General features: G+C 35.3%; 17 protein-coding genes and 2 pseudogenes. 7 read left to right on the forward strand and 12 right to left on the reverse strand.

Translation table 11 applies throughout. The features are described from left to right. Positions 1 to 22 precede the first annotated feature (22 nt). From MHB70_RS13975 to MHB70_RS13985, 3 genes are all read right to left on the reverse strand, one after another. Positions 23 to 484, reverse strand: a complete 462-nt coding sequence (locus MHB70_RS13975) for a DUF2691 family protein (RefSeq protein WP_000820174.1) — start codon at positions 482 to 484, stop codon at positions 23 to 25. A 231-nt stretch (positions 485 to 715) separates the two neighbouring features. Then, positions 716 to 1,150 carry a ferritin-like domain-containing protein gene (locus tag MHB70_RS13980; RefSeq protein WP_000282814.1) on the reverse strand — a complete coding sequence of 145 codons (435 nt, stop codon included), beginning with the start codon at positions 1,148 to 1,150 and terminating at the stop codon, positions 716 to 718. 203 nt (positions 1,151 to 1,353) lie between these two features. Further along, positions 1,354 to 2,535, reverse strand: a complete 1,182-nt coding sequence (locus MHB70_RS13985; RefSeq protein WP_000475853.1) for a YhgE/Pip domain-containing protein — start codon at positions 2,533 to 2,535, stop codon at positions 1,354 to 1,356. A gap of 172 nt (positions 2,536 to 2,707) precedes the next feature. On the opposite strand from MHB70_RS13985, the gene MHB70_RS13990 reads away from it, so the two are divergent. Then, positions 2,708 to 3,325 (forward strand): TetR/AcrR family transcriptional regulator, encoded by a 618-nt coding sequence (locus MHB70_RS13990; protein WP_001205673.1) that lies wholly within the window; start codon positions 2,708 to 2,710, stop codon positions 3,323 to 3,325. Between the two features lie 118 nt (positions 3,326 to 3,443). On the opposite strand, the gene MHB70_RS13995 is transcribed toward MHB70_RS13990, so the two are convergent. From MHB70_RS13995 to MHB70_RS31160, 3 genes are all read right to left on the reverse strand, one after another. Then, entirely contained in the window at positions 3,444 to 5,831 is a 2,388-nt protein-coding gene (locus tag MHB70_RS13995) for an immune inhibitor A domain-containing protein (RefSeq protein ID WP_000728984.1), read from the reverse strand. 341 nt (positions 5,832 to 6,172) lie between these two features. Then, entirely contained in the window at positions 6,173 to 8,776 is a 2,604-nt protein-coding gene (gene ppsA, locus MHB70_RS14000; protein ID WP_061530637.1) for a phosphoenolpyruvate synthase, read from the reverse strand. Positions 8,777 to 9,151: 375 nt separating this feature from the next. Continuing rightward, positions 9,152 to 9,433: an LPXTG cell wall anchor domain-containing protein gene (locus tag MHB70_RS31160; protein WP_400563452.1), complete on the reverse strand. Its 282-nt coding sequence runs from the start codon at positions 9,431 to 9,433 to the stop codon at positions 9,152 to 9,154. Between MHB70_RS31160 and MHB70_RS31165 the strand changes: the two genes are divergently transcribed. Continuing rightward, positions 9,324 to 9,755, forward strand: a complete 432-nt coding sequence (locus MHB70_RS31165; RefSeq protein WP_445684677.1) for a hypothetical protein — start codon at positions 9,324 to 9,326, stop codon at positions 9,753 to 9,755. The genes MHB70_RS31160 and MHB70_RS31165 overlap by 110 nt on opposite strands. Here MHB70_RS31165 and MHB70_RS14005 read toward each other — a convergent pair. The 3 genes and pseudogenes from MHB70_RS14005 to MHB70_RS14015 form a co-directional block, all read right to left on the reverse strand. Beyond that, positions 9,668 to 11,431 (reverse strand): annotated as a pseudogene (locus MHB70_RS14005) (leucine-rich repeat domain-containing protein); the annotation flags it as partial. The gene MHB70_RS31165 and the pseudogene MHB70_RS14005 overlap by 88 nt on opposite strands. Before the next feature lie 162 nt (positions 11,432 to 11,593). Continuing rightward, a complete protein-coding gene (locus MHB70_RS14010; protein ID WP_000786246.1) occupies positions 11,594 to 11,935 on the reverse strand; it encodes a YolD-like family protein in 342 nt (113 codons plus the stop codon). Further along, positions 11,932 to 13,197: a Y-family DNA polymerase gene (locus MHB70_RS14015; protein ID WP_061530639.1), complete on the reverse strand. Its 1,266-nt coding sequence runs from the start codon at positions 13,195 to 13,197 to the stop codon at positions 11,932 to 11,934. The genes MHB70_RS14010 and MHB70_RS14015 overlap by 4 nt, the downstream gene beginning before the upstream one ends. Positions 13,198 to 13,909: 712 nt before the next feature. Between MHB70_RS14015 and MHB70_RS14020 the strand changes: the two genes are divergently transcribed. Further along, positions 13,910 to 14,329, forward strand: coding sequence for a DUF1259 domain-containing protein (locus MHB70_RS14020; RefSeq protein WP_001178952.1), 420 nt, complete (start codon positions 13,910 to 13,912; stop codon positions 14,327 to 14,329). A gap of 206 nt (positions 14,330 to 14,535) precedes the next feature. Here the strand turns inward: MHB70_RS14020 and MHB70_RS14025 are convergent. The 3 genes and pseudogenes from MHB70_RS14025 to MHB70_RS14035 all read right to left on the reverse strand — a co-directional run. Then, positions 14,536 to 14,802: pseudogene (locus MHB70_RS14025) on the reverse strand (M15 family metallopeptidase); the annotation flags it as partial. Positions 14,803 to 14,988: 186 nt separating this feature from the next. Next, positions 14,989 to 16,578, reverse strand: coding sequence for a bifunctional metallophosphatase/5'-nucleotidase (locus MHB70_RS14030; RefSeq protein ID WP_061530640.1), 1,590 nt, complete (start codon positions 16,576 to 16,578; stop codon positions 14,989 to 14,991). A 588-nt stretch (positions 16,579 to 17,166) separates the two neighbouring features. Beyond that, positions 17,167 to 18,003, reverse strand: a complete 837-nt coding sequence (locus tag MHB70_RS14035) for an alpha/beta fold hydrolase (protein ID WP_061530641.1) — start codon at positions 18,001 to 18,003, stop codon at positions 17,167 to 17,169. 500 nt (positions 18,004 to 18,503) lie between these two features. Between MHB70_RS14035 and ycaC the strand changes: the two genes are divergently transcribed. From ycaC to MHB70_RS14055, 4 genes are all read left to right on the forward strand, one after another. Next, positions 18,504 to 19,148, forward strand: a complete 645-nt coding sequence (gene ycaC / locus MHB70_RS14040; RefSeq protein ID WP_000131223.1) for an isochorismate family cysteine hydrolase YcaC — start codon at positions 18,504 to 18,506, stop codon at positions 19,146 to 19,148. 141 nt (positions 19,149 to 19,289) lie between these two features. Beyond that, the gene (locus tag MHB70_RS14045) at positions 19,290 to 19,934 is read left to right on the forward strand and encodes a hydrolase (RefSeq protein ID WP_000067162.1); all 645 of its coding nucleotides are present in this window, start codon (positions 19,290 to 19,292) and stop codon (positions 19,932 to 19,934) included. After that, positions 19,931 to 20,524, forward strand: a complete 594-nt coding sequence (locus MHB70_RS14050; RefSeq protein ID WP_000806845.1) for an antibiotic biosynthesis monooxygenase — start codon at positions 19,931 to 19,933, stop codon at positions 20,522 to 20,524. Before MHB70_RS14045 ends, MHB70_RS14050 begins: the two co-directional genes overlap by 4 nt. Before the next feature lie 13 nt (positions 20,525 to 20,537). Then, the gene (locus MHB70_RS14055) at positions 20,538 to 22,373 is read left to right on the forward strand and encodes an amidohydrolase (protein ID WP_001052841.1); all 1,836 of its coding nucleotides are present in this window, start codon (positions 20,538 to 20,540) and stop codon (positions 22,371 to 22,373) included. The last annotated feature ends 223 nt before the right edge of the window (positions 22,374 to 22,596 follow it).

The raw sequence follows: 22,596 nt of genomic DNA on the forward strand, positions 1-22,596 counted from the left end.
CCGTTCCCCTTTCAAATTACTACTATACTGACAAACGCGTTCTACCGTCATTTTCGTCTGTAACGTATTCAACATAAAAACCTTGATTCAGTGCGTTTTCATACATCAATTCAATCGCTTTTGGGTCTTTAGCGTAAATGTGTATATAATCACCGTCCGCTACTAATACGACTACTTCACACTTGCTCTCTGTGAACTCTTCATATGTTTCAATCTCTTCTAATACTTCTCCTTTTGGATACGCTTTTAAATCTGCAAAAATGAGATAATATATGTTGTCTTTTATTAATTTTTTCAATTCTAATCCACTCATTACCTTGTTATCTTCTGAGAATAATTCTGATCCTAATCCATCAGGTAATCTGAAATAAGATTCCTCATTTTCCACTCGCCAATCAAATAACGTAATATCGATCGGCTTTAACACTTTCCAAAGTAGATTATCATATTCATTTGGAATATCTACAATAATTCCTCTTTTCATTTATTTGCTCCTAGCTTATTTATTTTCGCTTTCATTTCATACATTATATACCAAATTCAACTACTATATTTTGTCGATACCTATGTAACTTGTATTTCACCGCGAAAAACCGTCCCACTACTTATGAAACGGTTTCTTTCTGCTTATATTTAAGTTTTTCATTCAATTGTTGCACTACGCTTTAAAACAATTTCTAATATATTCATCACATCAGCCACTCATTCTTTATACTCACTTCGACTTCACAAAATAATATAAAAACCAAACCGCATGATTTTGTTCATCTGCAGCTATTCTCCGTAACAAATCTTTCACAGATGCATCCGATGTTTCATCTGAAATTTCCAAATAAAAATCTACTGTCCTTTGCTCATCCTGTATAGCGAATTCTAATCCTTGTAAGTACGTATTCGGGCATTCTTCGGTAATCTGTGGTTTAGGCTGCCTGCCAGTTAAGTTCGTATAAATTTGGACAAAGTTTTGGAAATGCTTTATTTCATCATTACGAATTTCAAGAATCTGATTTCGTTCTACTTGATTTGGAGCCATGTTAGCTAACTTTGCGTAGCAGCTTATAGCGCTATATTCTCCGTTTATAGCTTTTTCAATATCACTTATCAACTTATCATTTTGCCTATACCAATCATGATAATTCGAATTATACATCGTATCCCCTCCATAATTTCGCATAACATTTTATGCACTTTGAAATAGTAGGAGCATGTATACAAAAAAATTACTGCAAACACGAATACTTCAATCACGTATAACATATTGTAAAACCCTATCTATCGCTGCTTAATTTCCTTAACGATTCCTAATGATTTCATCAAAAAACGCTTCACTACGAGTGAAACGTTTTTTATCTTTTAAGCATTCAATTCCATTTTATGTCCCTTTACTGCACTACGCTTCAATGCAGTTGCTAGTATAACAACCATACTTACCACACCAATCCAAACGAGCACAGTAACAGGTGTATTCCAGCTTAACCCTTTTCCGAAGAAGAAGATCTCCCTGAGTCCTTCGATCATAAATTTCATTGGTAACCAAGAATAAACCCAATTTTGATAAAATGGCGACAACATTTCAGGTGCTAATGATAATAACGGTGCCCCGAAGAATAGTAAGAGTGCGAATAAACCGATACCTTTTAGCCCAACTAATGAAAGTACCGCCGATATCATTAAGAAGAAGCTAAAAGACGTGATGGATAAGAACAACGCTGTCTCCGTGAAATTCGAAATATTTAATCCTACCATCCCATCTGCAATCCACGTAAGGCCAAAACCAATTACAAGTGTCGCAACTGCTCCAGCTACTATTTGTTTTAGTTTTAATCCAAAGTTTTCTTTTCTTGTACGTACCGGCATTTTACTAAGCGCAATAAAAATAATTGCTGCGTTAGCTAAACTTGCAATCCATAACGGCTGAAATAATGACATTGGTGAGTTACCGTTCGCACTGTTTTTTCCGACCTCATTCACATTTTTCACGTGCTTTACAATAGGTGTTACTAATTTCGAAGCTTGATCTGTTGTTAAAGTAGCTCCCCTTGCTTTCAATCCATCTAATATTTGTGTGCGAACATTGTTGCTCATATTATCCACTACACCATTTAACATTTGCCCTGCCATAGTTGATGCAGCCATATTCATTCCTTGATTAATTAATATTTCTACTTCTGGTGAAGATGGCTGCGGTGTTCGTAATGAAGCCTGTTTCATACTAAATTCTTTCGGAATGACGAATGCGGCATAATACTCTTGATTATTTAAACCTTTTTGAACTGCTTCCTTATTTTTCACTTCTACCCACTTCACCGCAGGTTCTTCATCTGATTTCGCTGTTTTTTTGATATTATCAACAATTGTTTGCCCCATATTCATTTTCGGTTGATTTGGAACTTCTACACCTTGATCCTCATTTACAATTGCTATTGGCAAGTTTTTTGGCTTTGGTTGAACAGTTGGGAATAATGTTAATGAAAAAATAAAAACAACAAGTAGTGCAATAACTGGTGCTAACAATAAAAGTTTGTTTTTAAACATTTTCTTTTCTCCTCCTTTAATTTTCGTTACAATAAATGAACAACGTGTTGTTTATTTATATTTTGAATTATATGTTTGAGCTAAATCTTATTCAATAATCAAAAATCGTGAATGTGTCGGTTATAAGACACTTTTTCTAAATGTGTTGAGTAAAATTAAGGAGGGACATGCTTTGCGTGATAGTAATTTAGATTTACGTGTTATTCGTACGAAAACGGCCATACGAAATGCACTAGTGGAGCTTATTGAAGAAAAAGGTTTTGACGCCATTACAGTAAAAGATATTACAACGAAAGCGAACATAAATCGCGGTACATTTTATGCACACTATCAAGATAAATTTGATTTAATGACGAAATGCCAAGAAGAAATTATGCATGAGTTTTCTAGCATTGCCAAACAAAAATTCCCTGAAGTGATTGCCGATCTTGGCTCAAACCCTTCCCCAACGACGCCATTTGTACTTATCGCTTCTATTCTTGAATTTCTAAATGAAAATAGTGATTTTATGAAAGCTGTGTTAAGTCCAAAAGGAGATTTATCTTTCCAAACAAAACTGAAAGACTTTATGTGGAAAACACTATTTGAAGATACGAATGGGGCTCTTATTGATAAAGAGAGTTTGCTTGTTCCAAGCGAATACCTAACTTCTTATATGGCATCTGCTCATATAGGTGTCATTCAGCAATGGTTAAATAATGGCCAAAAAGAAACACCTAAGGAAATTGCTCGTATTTTATCAACTATCGCAGTTCACGGCCCGTTTTATGCGGCTGGTTTAAAGAAGTAAGCCAACCTGTATAGAAATATATTTTAATCAATCTGGACATCAACTAATTGCTTAATGAAATTTATGTTTCTATGAAAAAAGCTGTTGAAAGGAATCCCCTTCAACAGCTTCTCCATTATTAACGATATAAACGAACTGCACCTGCAGAATTATCATCTGCTTGTCCAACTACTTCAAATTTCAATCCAAACTTCGGTAATTTACGTCCTGCATCTGGGATTAAATCATTTATATACAATTTAGAATCATCAAACTTCGTTACACCTGGTAATCCTTTGTAATCATATGTTCCGCGTGTTGGAGATACAACTTTCCATGCTGGCGTCTGGTTAAAGGAGAATGCAGCATCTGCGATTTGGTATCGTGTACTACCTTGAACAGTTGGTTTGCCGTTTAGCGTTCCAACAATTGCCTCTGGGTGAGAGTCAACAACCCCTAAGAAACCTTCGCCTGGATGAATACCAACCCAATTATCTGTAAAGCTAGAGTCTGCATACCATACAACAAGACCTGTATTATACGGTACACCGCTGCTATATTTTAATGCTTGGTCAGCACCAGCGTAGTTTCTCCACTCTAAATAGTAGTTATGTTTCTTCTTATCAAAACCGTTTGCTACAACGAAACCATTTAATTTTAATTTCGATTCGCCTTCTGCATCATCAGAGAAGACAACATTTCCATCTACAGTTAATGTAGCGTTATCAAAAGTAAAACCGTTCGGTGCTAAGCCACCATCTGTAATGTATTCAAATACTAGTTTTACTTTTTGACCTTTAAATTTGCTTAAGTCATATGACTTATCTACCCATTTACCATCCGTTGTATCTAGACCATTTTTCACATTCTTTTCGCCAATTCGATCGACTAACGTTTTCTTATTATCCTCTGTCACTGCATATACTTCAAGGAAGTCATAATCTGTTTCAATTTCATACAATGACTTGTAATCAAACTTCGCCAGTGTTGCATTTGTTAAATCAAACACTGGTGTTTCTAATGTTGTATGAAGATTATCGCCTTTTGTACTATAGTAATATTTCTTACCGAATGCAGGCTGAATACCTTTCACTTCTTTATCTGGTAAGTTAACGCGAATTAGACCAGGACGAGCTGATTTCGTTACACTTTGGTCTAAGTACGTTGCAAAACCGATACCACGATTTAATTTATCATAGTCTACCTCTACAATATTTGCCCAGTTTCCACCCATGTTCTTTTGAAAGAACTCTTTGTTTTGCGGAGAGAAACTCGGTGGCGTTGTACCTGCAATTTTACCAGCCCAGCTGCCGCCACTCATAACAGACCAAGAGTTAATTGGCTCCCCTGCTCCTGAATACTTCGTATCATACTCATCCGGAAGGCCTAAATCATGACCAAATTCATGTGCGAATACACCAACTGCTCCGTCTTCTGGCTCAATTGTGTAATCGTACGCTGCCATTTTACCGCCCCAGTTATCAACTTTTGCTTTTGTTCCTTCAATTGGATATGGTGTTCCAAGGTGCCAACGATGCGACCAAATTGCATCATCACCTAGTCTACCACCGCCTCCATCTTGCCCAACTCCAGCGTGAATGACCATTAAGTGATCAATCAGACCATCTGGTTCATTTTTATTGCCATCACCATTATTGTCATATTGATCGTATTCGTCAAATTCAGATAAATCAATACCACTTTCTACAGCCGCATTTAATGCTTCTTTTACAAAATCACGAGGTCCTTTTGGTCCTTTATTATCATGGCCGCCATCTCCTGCATCTGCGCCATAATCTGCCGCATTACCAGGAACTGTCAACCACTTTGTTACTGTGCCATCTACTGTATAACTACCACCAGATTGCTCTTCATAATATTGTTTAAATGTTGGTACTTTTGAACCATCAAAGAGTGTAAATGGCTCATTACCAAATAACATTTTTTGATAATGTTCTGGATTAAAATCATTTGAATACATATAACCTGGTACTTGATCAATATTGTTATGCTTAAAGTCAGCAAACTCCACCAACAATACAAGCACTTTATCTTTACGGACATCACCATTATATTGTTTTTGCTTTGCTGAAGTAGTTGGTACTTTGCCGTTTAATCCCCCTTTAACCGGCTCTTGTCCAACTACCGGGCCACTAGCAGGTTGATCAGCTTTTTCTTTCGCATCTGCTTTTGCATCTTTCACTTTTTTCAAAAAGTCAAACGCTTCTCTCGAGACACTATCCCCTGTTGCTGGTTCTTTCCCAGCATTTTCGCCTTTTTTCTTCTCTACGTATTTTTCAACAGCTTTTAATGTGTCTTCTTTCGACGCAGAATTATTAATTACACCGCGTTTCTTGAGCGCATCTGCTAGACGGTCCTCTTGAATTAAATTTTCATCAATCGGACTTAAAGATCCTACATTAGACGGCGTTGCCGCATAAACAGATTGACTACCTACCCCAAATGTGCAACTAAGCACTGCTGCCGCCGCAAGCGTAGACAGCACTTTAAAAGGCTTTTTCTTCATCCCTATTCCTCCCCAATATTAAATACGTTATAACGCTTATATAATAATGAAAATTCAGATAATTTACAATATGTTGTCTGAATTTGTAATATTTTTGAAAATATTCTTTGTTTTAGATTGATGTACATTCTAATTCATCAATCTTCATGGTTGCTTCTTGCATGTGAATGAGTATCGTAGCATGTATGTCTCCTTCTACGACAGGGGCATTCAAAGAAATCCAATTCATATGCTCATTTTTATTTTAATTTTCAGTTTCAGATGGGTGATAGCAGCAAGCTTACAATCATAAAAAGATCGTCCGCTATATTTAGTGGACGATCTTTTTATTTAAAATATAACTACACTATCTCAATATATCCTTCTGTTCCATGTACCCGAATTCGTTGCCCGTCTTTTATTCGTTTCGTAGCATTCTCTACCCCGACGACTGCTGGTAATCCATATTCACGCGCAATCACTGCCCCGTGTGTCATGAGTCCGCCAACTTCCGTAACTAACCCTTTTATAGACACAAACAATGGCGTCCAGCCAGGATCAGTAAATGCCGTAACTAATATATCTCCATCTTCTAAACTTGCATCTTCCATGTTTAAAATAACACGAGCTCTCCCTTCTACCACTCCAGAAGAAACAGGCAAACCTACTATTGCTTCGGTAGGGAGATTTTCTCGTTTATATTTACCTATAATAATTTCACCATCAGAAGTAATAACACGCGGAGGTGTTAGTTTTTCATATAATTTGTACTCATTTTTTCGTTTATGAATAACTTTGTAATCTAGTTTATTCGTGCGGACGACTTCGTGAAGTTCTTCAAAAGTAAGATAGTATATATCTTCTATTTCAGTAATAACGTTATTTCGCACGAGTTGCTCGGCTTCTTTTAGTAATGCCTGCTTATATATGAAATAGCGATTAATCATTCCGTATTTTGGGTATTCACGATAGCCAGCGAAATTCCGAATTATACTGATCATTCGCTTCGTCTCTTCTACTTTTTGTTTGCCATCTGCTAAATACTGCAATTTGTCTAATAACTCTTCTTCTCTTTTTAAAGCCTCCTGCAGCCCTTCTTCAAACTTCCGCTTACTAGCACCAGCTTCAAAATCTCTTATATTATTTAAAATCATCGGGATAATTGTAGTTGGTTTTTCACTCCAGCGCGTTTTCGTAATATCGATTTCGCCGCTGCATCTCATTCCGTATTTATTTAGAAACGCCTCGATTGCATCTCGAACTTTTTCCCCGTCTTTAAACTGAACTAGTTCATCTAAAAAGCTGTCATCTTCTATATGCTGTAAATACGCAATGACTTCTGGATACGGACGAATCACATCTGCGACATCCAATAATGCTAAACCCATTTCTGAAGTAATATTATTTTGTACAGATTGAGAAAGTGTGTCTGCTGCATTTTTTTCTCCTAGCCATTGCTCCATCTTTTCATTGATCCATGATAAAGCATTCATACCTGCCATAATGACAGCCATACTTTGCGGGTGAAATAATATTTTCTTTAATTGCTGAATATCTTCTAAAATAAAATCAAGTACATCTGATCCTGATTTCGTTTGAATACTTTGTTTTAACTCTTCTATCGATGCTTGACTGTTCTTGATTAAATCCGTAACGATTGCTGGGTCGTTTTCGATTTGTGGTTGCGAGCTTGCAGGTGGCATACTTTTTCCAAGACTTTTTTCTTCTTCATCCGGTAACAATTTAATAAAATTATCTCGCTCTATTACAGTCATTAATGCATCTTTAATAAGCGGCTCTGATTCTCCTATTGTATTTAATAAAAATTCTCTACTAGCAGGTGAGGCCAATCTTTGTGCAACATCAACAAACAGCCTTCCCCCAGCTTGAAACCTCGGTCCAAAGGATGTTAACTGGAATAAAGACATTCCTAATGGCTTCAAAGGATCCGTCATCATTTGCTGGTGACCGACCGATACATACACATGATTTTCCTGATCATTCGCTTCTGGAATTGGATACAAAGTCGTTATCGGCCTACTTTGAACAATATAAAATGTATCATCAACTAAACACCATTCAATATCTTGCGGACAACCAAAATAAGCTTCAATCTGTCTTCCGATGCGTGCTAATTGTAAAATTTGTTGTTCAATAAGTGTTTGAACTTTTTGCTGATTAGGAGCAATTTTCTTTGTCTCTGTTCCGCCTTCTTTTCGTCCATAGATGGCTAATTTTTTCGTTGCGATGACCTTTTCGACGATTTCGTCTTCTTTTACCTTATAATTATCGGCAGAAACCAATCCAGATACTAGCGCCTCGCCAAGTCCAAAGCTGGCATCGATTGATAACACCTTCCTATTAGAAGTAATCGGATCCGCAGTAAATAAAATCCCTGAAGCCACAGGGAAAACCATTTTTTGAACGACAGCACCTATAGAAACTTGATTATGATCAAAGCCGTTTTGCATTCGGTATATAACCGCTCGATCTGTAAATAAAGAAGCCCAACACTTTCTTACATGCTGCAAAACCGCTTCTTTTCCGATGATATTTAAATACGTATCTTGCTGACCAGCAAACGAGGCATACGGTAAATCTTCAGCAGTAGCACTAGAACGCACTGCATATGCATGTTCATTTCCAAAACGCGAGAGATAATGAGCTACTGATTCCACTACATCAACTGGAATTTCCACTGCCATAATGGCTTCTCTAATTTTCTTACTAATTTCACTAATTTGATCTCGGTCCTCAATTTTTAGTATGGCTAGTTGATTCAACAAAGTATGAAACACTTCAATTTGTTCAATGGCTTTTTCATACCCTACTGTTGTAACACAAAATCCTTCTGGCACTTGTATACCTTGAATGTTTGATAACTCCCCTAAATTCAATCCTTTTCCACCAACGAGAAAAAGCTGCGTTTTTTCTATTTCCTGAAAATCGAGAACGAAAGAACTCATTTAACATCTCTCCTTACTAGTCATGTGTTCTTGATTTTAGCAGTAGTAAATAAGAATAAACAGTCTATTTCGAACGTTAATTACATGATATAATTAAGTTAGGAAGAGATATAGAAAATAAAAATGGATTCACCTAAGCTGACTTACTATTATTGATTTAAGAAGCTTCTTATTAAAATATAAAGTTACTAAAAGAAAAAAAACAATCCAGACAGATTGATAATGTAAAAATATCTATTGAAATAAAAATTCAGGATAACACATCTAATTTTGCTCAAGGAAAGAATCCTATATTTAGGCTAATCCCTTCAAATAACTGTATCGCACAGATTACTTCGATTTTTCAATTCATTAGTTAGCAAAAAGGTTTTTATTTTAGTTAACTCTCTTTAACCTTCTATATAAATAAGCTCCTATCAACATTAATCCCCCACCAAAAACGGATAACCAATTCGTATCATGTCCTGTAGCAGGTAATATCTGTTCCTTCTTAACAATTTGTTTATTCAATGCGTTATTTTTAGTAATTTGCGAGTTCACTCGATCTATTCCTTCACCTTTTGGATCTGTCACTTCACTTTTTGGATCTGTCACTTCACTTTTTGGATCTGTCACTTCTCCTTTTGGTTCTGTCACTTCTCCTTTTGGTTCTGTCACTTCTCCTTTTGGTTCTGTCACTTCTCCTTTTGGTTCTGTTACTTCTCCTTTTGGATCTGTTACTTCTCCTTTTGGATCTGTTACTTCTCCTTTTGGATCTGTTACTTCTCCTTTTGGATCTGTTACTTCTCCTTTTGGATCTGTTACTTCTCCTTTTGGATCTGTTACTTCTCCTTTTGGATCTGTTACTTCTCCTTTTGGATCTGTTCCTTCACCTTTTGGATCTGTTACTTCACCTTTTGGATCTGTTACTTCACCTTTTGGATCTGTTACTTCTCCCGATACTTTATCCACAACATTTTGTATTACTGTACCAGTGTAAAAGATGCCTGTATCAGCAAATGGATCTTTTACTCCAAACTCATATACTTTCTCACCTAACGTATTCCATGTAATTACACCATTATTGTAAGTGCCGCCATCACTTTTTAAACGGATTTTTGTAGAGATTTCACCGTCTTTTTCATAAATAGGTACTTTCACTTCTTTATGTACTTCTACGTCCTCTAAAAAGACTTTTTGATTTTGAATATTAATGTATGCTTGCTTACTTAATTCGATAACAGGTCTAACGTCACGAATTTCGTTCGCTACAAGGCTTAAAAACGTTAGTTTTTTCAACTGACTAATTGGTGATAAATCAGAAATATAATTTGCCTCTAAATCAAGTTTTTGCAAGTTTACTAAATTTGATAATGGAGTAATATCCTTTAACTCATTATTAGGTACATCTAATACTTTAAGATGAGTCATTTTAGTAAGTGGTGTCACGTCTTCAATTTGATTTTTCCCAATCCATAATTCATCTAATTGATTCAATTGGTCAATGCCCGATACATCTTTAACCTTATTACGCGTTAATACTAAATCTTTTAAAGGTAATGCATATAACGGTGTAATATCTTCAACTTGATTACCCGCTAAAGTTAAGTATGTTACATTTTTTAACGAGCTTAATGGAGCAACGTTCGTAATTTTATTATTTGCTAAATTCAAGTAATCTAATTGTCCCATTTTTGCTAATGCTGTTACATCTTCAATTTGATTGCCTGCTACATATAAACTTTTCACATTCTTCATTTCAGTTAGTGGTGCAACGTTCGTAATTTTATTATTGCTTAAATCAAGAGATTCTAAATTATCCATTTTAATAAGCGGTGTTACATCTACAATTTCATTACCGCGCAAAGCTAAATGGTTCAATTGTTTTAAGTTCGCAAAGAACGACGGATCTGTTATCTTTGCATTAGCAACTGTTAAAGACTTTAAATTAGGCATATATTTCAATCCACTATAGTCGAGGATCTCATTCGTATTTAAAAATAAGTTTTTTACTTGTAATAACTCTTCTTTCGTAATTGGTGTATTTAAATCTTTTCTATTAAATACTTTTTTATTAACAAGTTCCCTTAATTTTTTGTCCGTTATCATATTTTGACTATCAATTTGATGATCCGTTTCCTTATCACCTGCATTAGAATTATCATCTGGTTTCTCAGTTTCTTTGTTATTTGCTGTCGGATCTGAAATTTCAAATTGAACTTGATATTTATGATCATATCCAATAGCAGGAATGAGAATATGCATTTGCATATTATATCTCTTCGAAAATTCTCCTATTTCAAACTGAACTACTTTCGTCCCATTTTTCCTCTTATCTTCTGACAATACTTTCACATCGTGAAATACACCTGGTTGATTTCTATCTTCTATTCTAAGATATTGGAAATAATCGCTATCTTGTACTGTTGCAGTAACAACTTTTTTCCCATTTTCAATCTTAACTTTGGGATCTTTTATGTATTGAGACACCATGGATGGCTCATCTTTTTGATCTTTATATATTTTGATTTCAACATTATATACACGATCTGTTACCATAACTCCTGCTTTATTTTCTGCTATTTTTTCCGCTGCTTGCACTGGGCTAGAATAAACAGCAAAAGGAATAGCTAATGTTGTAGCTACTACTAACGCTCTCATATTATTTTTTTTCAAAGCAATATCTCCCTTTATACAAATAAATTATCTCTCAAATAAATGATAATGATTTTCATTATCATTGTCAATGGGATTTTTTCTTTTTATTTCTTGAAGTCCACACTTTAAACAAACCGTTAGAGTGTTTAAAGTGTGGCCCTCCATGCTAAAAAAGCTATTCTATTCCATTTCAATTAAATCACCGAATTTAAAAGTACGTTTATGCCCAAAAGCATCTGTACAAATAATCGTCTCATTTAATGGATTAATATCAACTACTGTTATGTAATTTTTATATAAGTAGCCACCTTTATAATATGTAAGTAAAATCTCTTCCTCACCTAAATAGGAACATAACAACTTATTTTCAAGCACTTCTTTTGCATCCTCTGTTAAGATCGGACGCGTGACTTTCGTTTTCACATGTATCATTTCTTTAATAACTGCGAATTGCTCTGGCATACTAGCGAACGGTTGCCACTTTACCATCCCTCTTCCTTTTGGCATATTAGCATTCTTCACGATTTATGTCCTCCTAATAATGTGTTTCTATATCTTGATGTTGCGACGCTTGTGTAGGAAATCCCACGTAAAATACTGTTCTTACCAAACCGTGTTCGAATTTCATCCATAACTTTCGTTAATCGGATTTCTTTTTCCCTTTGTACAATGTTATCGAAAAGCGAAATTTGCTCTTCACCTTCATTAATAAGGTTTGTTAATGAGACACTTAACGATCTAATCGGTTCTCCTGTATAGCGCTCATATAAAAAATATGTACAAACATTGTAAATATCCATCGTTACATTTGTTGCCCGATTTAACGTATGCGCCTTTTTTATTCCCCCACCGTATTCCTTGCTATATCCAATTGAAAAATGAATTGTTTGTGCATATTTCTTTTCTCTTCTCAACCTATAACAAACTTCTTCTATATGCTCTAATAAAATAACTACGAACTCTCCTATCGAATAATCCCGTAATAATATTTGGCTTTTCGCTATAGATGTTGTAGCTGGAACGTGTTTCTCTGCTATTCTGCTAAAATCAATCCCGTTACTATGTAAATGTAATTCTTCCCCTATTACACCGAAAGATTGCTTTAAATATTTCAAAGGATACTGAGCTAATTCTCCAATTGTATGTATACCTTTTCGATTCAATTTCATTTCAGTTTTGTACGATATACCCCAAAATTTACTGAGTGGTCTAATACTCCATAACTTCTCGGGTATATCGTCATACGTCCAGTGCGCTATTCCATCTTTACTCTTTTTCGCTTCAATATCCATCGCTACTTTACTCAATAATAAATTAGGCCCTATACCAATCGTACTTTCAATCCGTGTACGTTCATATATTTCTCGCTTGAGCTTTAATGCGAATTCGCGCGGATTACTCGCAAACAAATGAATACTTGCAGTCATATCCATGAAAAACTCATCGATACTATATTGATGAAAATCTTCCGGCGCAACATACTGCAAAGCTAAACTAGTTATGAAAGTTGAACATTTCATATACGTATGCATAATCGGATTTACAATAATAATATCTGGCCGATTCGGTATTTCGTACAACCTTGCCATTTTCTTAATCCCTAACGCTTTTAATGGCGGTGTTGCTGCTAATACGATTGATCCACTCCGATTTACATCTCCTACGACAGCCAATTTTGTATAACGTGGATCCAGTCCTTTTTTAATACATGACACACTTGCATAGAAGCTACGAAGGTATACACAAAGAATAATACGATTCGGTAAAAGAGAATAATCATACAAGGTTATCACCCTCAATAAGGAACATTTGTTCTTATTATATACGAACTAATGTTCTTTTAAAAGGTATTTCTATGAAAATTTTGGTTAAAATAACCGTAATTTAATAATTTGTTTAAGAAAAACATAAGGAATTCCCTTCTATATTCATAAGAGGTTTTTTCTATACTTAAAAATATAAATAGATACAAGGAGAAACAACTGAATTCTTCTTGTATAAGCAAGGTATTTTAGAACCCATTCTTTTGTATTCAAAAAAGTCTTGTTTTTAAATAGATATGTTCATAGTAGCAATATACTTATATAAGAAAGACTTATTTCGAAAAAAATACTATTTAGCAGTACTTTTTATAGAAAATAAAATATTATTGGTTATTTTCTCACCGTTGTTTTTCTAGTTTTATCATTCAAATTTAGACACATATTTATCTTACCTACATAGACTAAAAGCGTATAATTACATACTTTATAGATTTTTTATAACAATATCTCGAACGGACTATCATGAATCATAAATTTAATAACTCGAATATACTAATCATTTTCGAATAAATTCTAAATATTTAAATAATATAGCGTGCATTTCTTTTAAAATAAACATTGAATAAATTAAAATTACAGCCTGTTTTTTTAATGTTGAAGAAAGATTGTTTATCTGTATTTCATCAATCAAATCTCTAATTACATAATTTTGTACGAGAAAGGGATTGAATTTATGCAAAATTTTAATTTCATTTGTGAACAATTTGCTACAATACTTAAAGGGAAAAGTAAAATAAGTCAAGGTGGTTGTTCGGTGTCTTTTCACCGCGATTTTAGGGTGCTTGTTCAAGGAAAACCGAGTACCTATGTAGTACCCGTCGGAGTAAGTTTTGAATCGTTGGATCAAAATGGTAATGCATTAAATTTAGGCGAAATCGCTATTCTACAAGAAGAGACTCCTGCATTTATGAAATCAATTGTACAACAAGGAATTATTGTAAGTGCTTTACATAATCACTGGCTTTACATGAATCCCTTAATTATGTATATTCATATCCAATCTGTAGAGCCTCCATTACATTTTGCACAAAAGTTAGCCAATTCTTTTTTGTCCTTAAGTAGCTATCCTATCGCTAATAATGAGGGGCAATAATTGGTGTTTAGGATATATTTACACATTACACTTTTCATATGTGCGAACATAATAAAATCATTTCACTTTTTACTCAAAAGAAAACAACTGCCTATCAAATTTTTAGATAGGCAATTGTTCAATCTATTAAAATAAAGCACCCTACTATTTTATAAAATACTATTCTCCAAACAAAAAATACAGATTTCCAATTCACTTTAGCCTTCTTATCTCATATATTCCCCTAAAGTTAGTTTTTCCTTGTATATTTTTTCAGCATCATCCCCTACATAGCGAATGTGCCAAGGTTCATACGCATAACCAGTTACATTCTCTTTTTCCTTTGGATAGCGAATAATAAATCCTGCACGATGCGCATTTTCTTTCAGCCATTTCCCCTTCCTTCGTCTTAGCAAATGATAACTCTAGTTCATTATTTATACTTTTAACATCCATCGTTAAGCCGTTTGATGTTCGCTATGTCCCGTTTTTTCAAAAAAAGACTCCCTGTACGTCCAGGATATCGACTTTTGTTTATTTCAATTTTTTTCGGCACTCTGCATCTAGACGGTATACCCATTGGCCACAGTTAGACTATTTCAAATCAAAAAAATAGATTACCTGCACACTAAAAAGTATAGCGCACAGGTAATCTAGTTGTTTTTGAGATTAATAAAAAACTAATTTATTTTTTGAATTCTTCCATCAATAATAGACTGAATTGGTTCTTTTGATTTTTTTATATAATCTACTAGTGCTTCAAAATCGGTTGGTCCTGTTTCAGCATCTTTACCGTTTTTAAAGGATACAAATCCATCTCCACCTGAAGCTAGAAATGCGTTCGCAACGACGCTGTAAGTTTTAGAAGGAATGATTTCTTCTCCATTTGTTAAGCGAATACTTGTTACTTTTTCTCCATTAGGCTTATTCGCATCCCAAGTGTATTGGATCCCTGAAATTTGAAGCATTCTTGTTATGTCTTTTTGCCATTGTTGATTTAAAATATCACGAATGTCTTGACCTGTTAAATTTACCTTTATTAATTGATTTCCGAATGGTTGAATACCATATATCTCTCCCCATGTAATATCACCAGCATCTAAGTCATTACGAATACCACCAGGATTCATAAGTGCAATTTGGGATTGCATTGTTGTACGCTGGGCATCAGCAACTAAATTTCCAAGAGTAGATTCACCAGCCGTATTTAGTTTGCGATCTAGTGGAGCAATAGACTTACCTACAACTTCATTAACAAGAGGTGCGATTTTTGCTTGATATTTCTCCATCTTCTTCTTGATTTTTTTATCAGGCTCTATCCCTTCATGATAAGTTGTAACAATTTCTGCTTTTTTCTCAACAATATCTTGTGTTTTACGATCAATCTTTACATCAACATCAGCAAAAGCCATACCATAAGAATTTGCTTGTACGACAAGTTTATTATTGACAGTTCCATTTACATAGGTGTGGCTATGCCCACCAAAAATAACATCGACTTCTGGATCAGTCTCATTTGCTAATCGAACGATATCACCATTTGTTACGCCGTTTCCATCTGTTGTACCTCCGTTATGCGCAAGAACAACGATAGATTTAACGCCAAGTTTTTTTAATTGCTTTACGGATTTGTTAATAGCTTCAACTTCATCTGTAATTTCAACATTCTTTAGCATAGTAGGCATAACAAGGTTAGGAACATCCGTTGTTACGACTCCGATAAATCCAACAGGAACTCCTTGCACCTTTTTTATAGTGAATGGTGGTAAAAATAAACGACCAGTGGATTTATTATAAAAATTTGCGGCAACATATGGGAATTTTGCTCCTTTAAAATTGCCTGTTTTCTCATGGTATCCACCATAAATAAGGCGGTTCATTTCCTCAACACCTTCATCAAATTCATGATTTCCTATAGTTCCAACATCGAATTTCAAATCATTTAGAAATTCAATCGTAGGTTCGTCTTGTAATAATGCTGAAACAGGAGTACTTGCTCCAACAACATCGCCAGCATGTACCTTTAATGTATTCGGATTTTGTTTTTCACGATCACGTAAATAAGCCCCTAAGTACTCGATTCCCCCTGCATCTTTATTGTTAATTTTTTTTACAGTGTCTAGTTGCCCATGAAAATCGTTAATACCGAGCATTTGCACATCTATGTAGCGGTTTTGTTCTGTACTTGCTTGGGCTGAAGGCGCAGCAAATACACTAGTAAAAGTAACTGTACTTAATGCTAAAGCAACTGGAATGATTTTTTTCAACATAAAATTTCTCTCCCCTAATTAAAATCTGACATAATACGATGTTATTTTAATATATTAAGAGGATTATTTCTATAAAATTCTACTAATTATAAAAAATAATAAGATTTTATTGTTTTCTGATAAAATACTCCTTCCTCAAAAATGTGAAGGTGTAAAACGACAATTTTAAGTGGGAGATGAATATTTGTAGGCTTAAGCCTACACTTTTTGATTAAGATATAGGGGCCCCCACTCAACTTAAGAGGCTTCACTACCCAAAATAAGAAAATGTGCATTTCTTTGTTTTGAGGATTATTCAAAATATTATCTTGATAGTAATATAGCAATCCACCTAAGAGACCTAAAAAAACTCTAATCCATAAATTTTAGCTGTTAAGAAGAATATTCAATTCGAAATTAATGAGTATTTTTTAAGTTAACATCTCAATATCAAAATTTAAAAATAAATAGAAATCTCGTAATGGAAGATTACGGTGGTGCACTACTCCGCATTTAAAAAGATGCTCCTGGATTTATCCAAGAGCATCTTTTATAAAGTTTTATTTTTACTTGTTTATAATTTATCAATTAACAATTATATAGTTGTAATCAGTCCTTTAAAAATAACAGGAGTGCTTCATTAAATTCTTTGGCATGCGTTGCATTTAGCCCATGTGGACCACCCTTTATTAACGTTACTTTAGAATTAGGAATTGCTTCGTGTGTTAATTTCCCACTATATTCAAATGGTACAGTTGCATCTGAATCACCATGAATAATAAGGGTAGGTATATTAACCTTAGCTAAATCGCCTCTGAAGTCTGTTTTGCTGAAAGCAGCGATACAATCTAGTGTTCCTTTAGGCGATGCACCCGCAGCGATATCCCTATTGTAAATTCGAAATGGTTCACTAACTAAGTCAGTTCGATCTCCAGCAGCAAAAAATCCTTTCGTAAACTCATCAAGGAATGCTAGGCGATCACTTTTTACTCCATTTTCAAAACTTTGAATTGCTACATCATCTAATACACCCTCAGGATGGTCTGCTGACTTGTAAAGGAATGGTGGTACAGCTCCTGCAAATACAGCCTTCTCTACTCTATTAGTTCCATATTTCCCAATATACCGGGCTACCTCGCCTCCACCCATAGAAAAACCAACAAGTGTGACATTTTGAAGCTCTAACTGTTCTAATAGTTGATGTAAATCAGAAGTAAAGGTATCATATTCATACCCTTCCCACGGCTGAGATGATTTTCCAAAACCTCGACGATCATATGTTATAACTCTGTATCCAGCCTCAACAAGAGCGGGAACTTGGTATTCCCAAGATCGACCGCTTAACGGCCAACCATGAATTAGTACAACTGGTTTTCCTGTGCCATGATCCTCATAATATATCTCAATTGGTGCTTGATTTTCGGTTCCTACAGTAATTTTCGCCATTCTTCTACCTCCAAAAATATTCTAATATATATCCTTTTCTTCAATAATCCGGATGAATCTCATAGCCTATTTATGCATGTTTATGTTGTGAACTCTACTGTTCCGATGAATTCATTTTCTGTTTATGGACAATTCCCCATCTCCTACCTTTTTCATCACGAAGTATTTGCTGAAAATTCCTCCTATTCAATTCTAATAACAAAAATAGGTGACTATCAATATCGTTCTATCTATAGAATGTATAGGTAAAATCAATCTATTTTATAGTGAAAACAACTATAGTTACGACCTATACGAATTATAGATAATTTAGAATTGATTAACGAATCAGTTTTCAAATACTATAAATTTGTATAGCACTTCATGTTCTGTGAATGCTGCTATAACTAATATTATTGGTCAGCTTAGTTATAAACGAATCGTAACAAACGAAGAAACTTATGATAGTATTCGACTATTTAACTTTTCTTCGATTACTTAATTTTTAGGAGGAATACATAATGACTGATCTCTATTCTCGTATTAACAAAGATGATGCTGTCGTGCTTTTAGTAGATCATCAAACTGGTCTTATGTCCGGACTAGTACGTGACTATGGTGTTGATGAATTTAAGAACAATGTTTTAGCTCTTGCTCATACTGCTAAGTTTTTTGATTTACCGGTTATTTTAACAACAAGCTTTGAAAACGGACCTAACGGACCTTTAATGCAAGAATTGGTTGATCTCTTTCCTCACGCACAAAAAATAGCTCGCCCTGGACAAATTAACGCATGGGATAATGATGATTTTGTAAAAGCAATCGAAGAAACTGGAAAGAAGCAACTTATCATCGCGGGCGTAGTTACGGACGTTTGTGTTACTTTCCCAGCACTTTCCGCTATAAAAGCTGGATATGAAGTATTTGCTGTTACTGATGCTTCGGGAACTTTCAGTAAACAAGTTGCAGATGCTGCAAATACTCGCATGGCACATAGTGGCGTGCAACTTATGAACTGGTTTAGCGTAGCTTGCGAATTACAACGCGATTGGCGCAACGATGTCGAAGGTTTTGGCAATTTGCTTGCTAGTAATCTTCCAGGCTATCAAAATATAATTGGAAGCTATATGGGCGCGCAGCGAGATCTTAGTAAACAAAATGCATAAATGTATTTCAAAGTAATGACTTTAAATCACTTTCAAAAAAATGGATAGTATACATTTAGTGCTGATTAAATCAGCACTCTCTTTTAAATTAAAAGGTATAGCAAAAATTTTTTTTACAATTAAAAAAAGGAGCGTTTTATTATGAGTAATTTAGAATTGTTAAATCCAGAGAACAGTGCCTTAATTTTAATTGATTTTCAGCCTCAAATGACTTTTGGAGTTGCAAGTATTGATAGACAAACATTGATTAATAACGTTATGTTACTTGCTAAATCAGCAAAAACTTTTAACGTACCTACTATTCTTACTACAGTTGAGACACGTAGCTTTTCTGGTTATTTTTGGCCACAAATTCTTGACATATTCCCAAACCATGAAATTATAGAACGCAGTTCAATGAACTCTTGGGAAGATCCAAAATTTGTTGAAGCAGTTAAAGCAACAGGTAGAAAGAAATTAATATTTGCAGCACTTTGGACTGAAGTTTGCCTTGCATTCCCTGTGCTTGAAGCAATTAAAGCTGGCTATGAGGTGTATGCAGTTGATGATGCTTCAGGTGGTACTAGTTTGACAGCACATAACGCTGCTATGCGTCGTGTAGAACAAGCTGGTGCAATTCCAGTGACAGCAATTCAAGTTTTACTTGAATACCAACGCGACTGGGCACACAAAGATACTTATGATGCTGTAATGGAGATTGTAAAGGAACACACTGGTGCTTATGGTCAAGGTGTAGAATACGCATATACTATGGTGCATGGTGCGCTTCCAAGCAGGAAAATATGAAACAAGAAGGAGTAGCTGTCGAAGAGACTTATACAGGGAACGCGATGGATGCTGCCGATCCAGTAACAACGATTGTTACATGGGAAATTCAACAGGGTAAAGAAAAACAGTTTGAAACATGGAGACATGAAATCGAAGCTGCCGCTACTAAATTTCCAGGGCATTTAGGTGTAAATCTAATAGTCCCAAATAACGAATTCAGAGAGTATACTGTTATTTTTCGCTTTGATACGTATGAGCATCTACGTGCTTGGCAAGAATCAGATGTTCGCCGAGATTTGTTAAAAACGGCAGAACAATTTCAAGTTACTAATCCAAGTTATAAAACTGAAAGCAGTTTGGCTTATTGGTTTGTTACTCCGAAAACGCCAGTCCCACCGCAAAAATGGAAAATGTCTATCGTTACCCTTCTGGGTGTATGGCCTCTTAGCATGTTAGTTCCTAAATTGATAGGACCTATCATAAAACATATGAACCCTATTATGTCCGCTTTTTTTGTTTCTGTATGTATAGTGTCCTTGCTATCATGGGTAGTTATGCCGATTTTCGGTAAATTATTTCATCCATGGTTACAAAATAATAGGAAGTAGACGAGGTGTGAATATGAATTTACCGGATATGATCTTATATAACGGAAAAATTACTACCCTTGATCCCTCTCAACCTGAGGTATCTGCTATCGCCATAACTGATGGTTTAATAACTGCAATAGGTGGAGATGAGCTTCTTGATAGCGCCACAGAAAAAACAAAAAAAATAGACCTTAAAAGAAAAAGAGCTATTCCAGGTCTGAATGACTCTCATATACACGTTATTCGTGGCGGTCTTCATTATAATATGGAATTACGATGGGAAGGTGTGCCTTCAATTGCCATTGCTCTCGAAATGCTCAAAGAACAGGCAAGGCGTACACCTGCTCCTCAGTGGGTAAGAGTAGTTGGAGGTTGGTCTGAATTTCAATTTAAAGAGAGACGGATGCCAACTTTGGAAGAGATTAATGCTGTTTCTGAAGACACACCTGTCTTTGTGCTACATCTTTACAATAGAGCACTTGTAAATCGTGCAGGGCTGCGTGCACTGGGATACACAAAAGATACCCCAGACCCTCCAGGTTGTTTAATTGAACGGGATAAACGAGGTAATCCAACGGGCCTTTTAATTGCAAATCCTAACGCTTCTATTCTTTATTCAAGTTTGGGTAAAGCTCCAATACTTAATTTTGACGACCAGATTAATTCAACTCGCCATTTTATGCGCGAATTAAATAGATTAGGTATTACAAGTGCCATTGACGCAGGTGGTGGTTTCCAAAATTATCCTGATGACTACAAAGTTGTTGAACATTTAGCCGAGAAGGAACAATTAACTTTGCGTATTGCTTATAATCTATTTACACAAAATCCAAATCATGAATATGAAGACTTTGCTTCATGGACAAAAATTGTTTCTCCAGGTCAAGGAAATGATAAGTATAAAATGAATGGTGCCGGAGAAATGTTAGTATTCTCGGCAGCCGATTTTGAAAAATTTCAAATGCCACAGCCCGAACTAGCTACGATGATGGAAGCTGACTTAAAGAAAGTAATTTCTCTATTGGTAGAAAACCGTTGGCCATTCCGTTTACATGCAACTTATGACGAGTCAATCACACGATTCTTAAATGTATTTGAGGAAGTCAACAAAGAAATTCCTTTTAATGGTCTACGATGGTGGTTTGACCATGCAGAAACAATCTCAGATCGTAGTATGGAACGTGTTAAGGCTTTAAATGGCGGTATTGCTATCCAAGACCGCATGGCTTTTCAAGGTGAATACTTTGTTGATTTATACGGAAAGGAAGCTGCAAAGCGTACTCCTCCGATTTATCGTATGTTAGACCTAGGTATACCTGTTGGCGCAGGTAGTGATGCAACTAGGGTTTCCAGCTATAACCCTTGGGTCGCTCTTTACTGGATGGTTGCCGGAAAAACCATTGGTGGTCTTTCGATATACGACGAAAAAAATAAACTTGATAGAAAAGTAGCCCTGGAATTATATTCAAAAGGAAGTGCGTGGTTCTCTGGTGATGAAGGTAAAAAGGGAATCCTTGCAGTAGGTCAATTTGCTGATATTGCTGTATTGTCTGCTGACTACTTTACTGTGCCAGAAGAAGAAATCAAGAACCTTGAATCATTACTCACTATTATGGGTGGGCAGGTTGTTTATGGAAATGATGAATTTAAAAGGCTATCACCTGAATTGCCGCCAGCATCACCTAATTGGTCACCGACGGGAGTTTATGGTTATGGTGGTGCTAACCTAGCCCACACTCTACTTTCTCACGATGCCCATGATCACAAGTTACATAGTTGCAGTAACCCTCTCCATCAACACACTCATACCATAATAGGAAAAGATGGAACTAAATGGGGTATTGGTTGTACTTGCTTTGCTTTCTAAGTCAAAACCACCGGTATAATGCCCGGTGGTTTTCTTTATGCAATAAGAATATGTAAAAAGAAATAGCAGTATATCCCTAATGGAATCTATTACTATGCGATAAGACCGAAGAGTTAATTGATTAACTTGACTTGTTTTTAACAGCCTTCTCCCCTTAAGTAAAATTCCATGGTATTCCCTTTTGAAGCGACTACACCACACATATAAATCTACTTGCCCTTTA

The sequence above is a fragment of the Bacillus sp. FSL M7-1020 genome, assembly GCF_038050415.1.
Taxonomy (GTDB): domain Bacteria; phylum Bacillota; class Bacilli; order Bacillales; family Bacillaceae_G; genus Bacillus_A; species Bacillus_A toyonensis.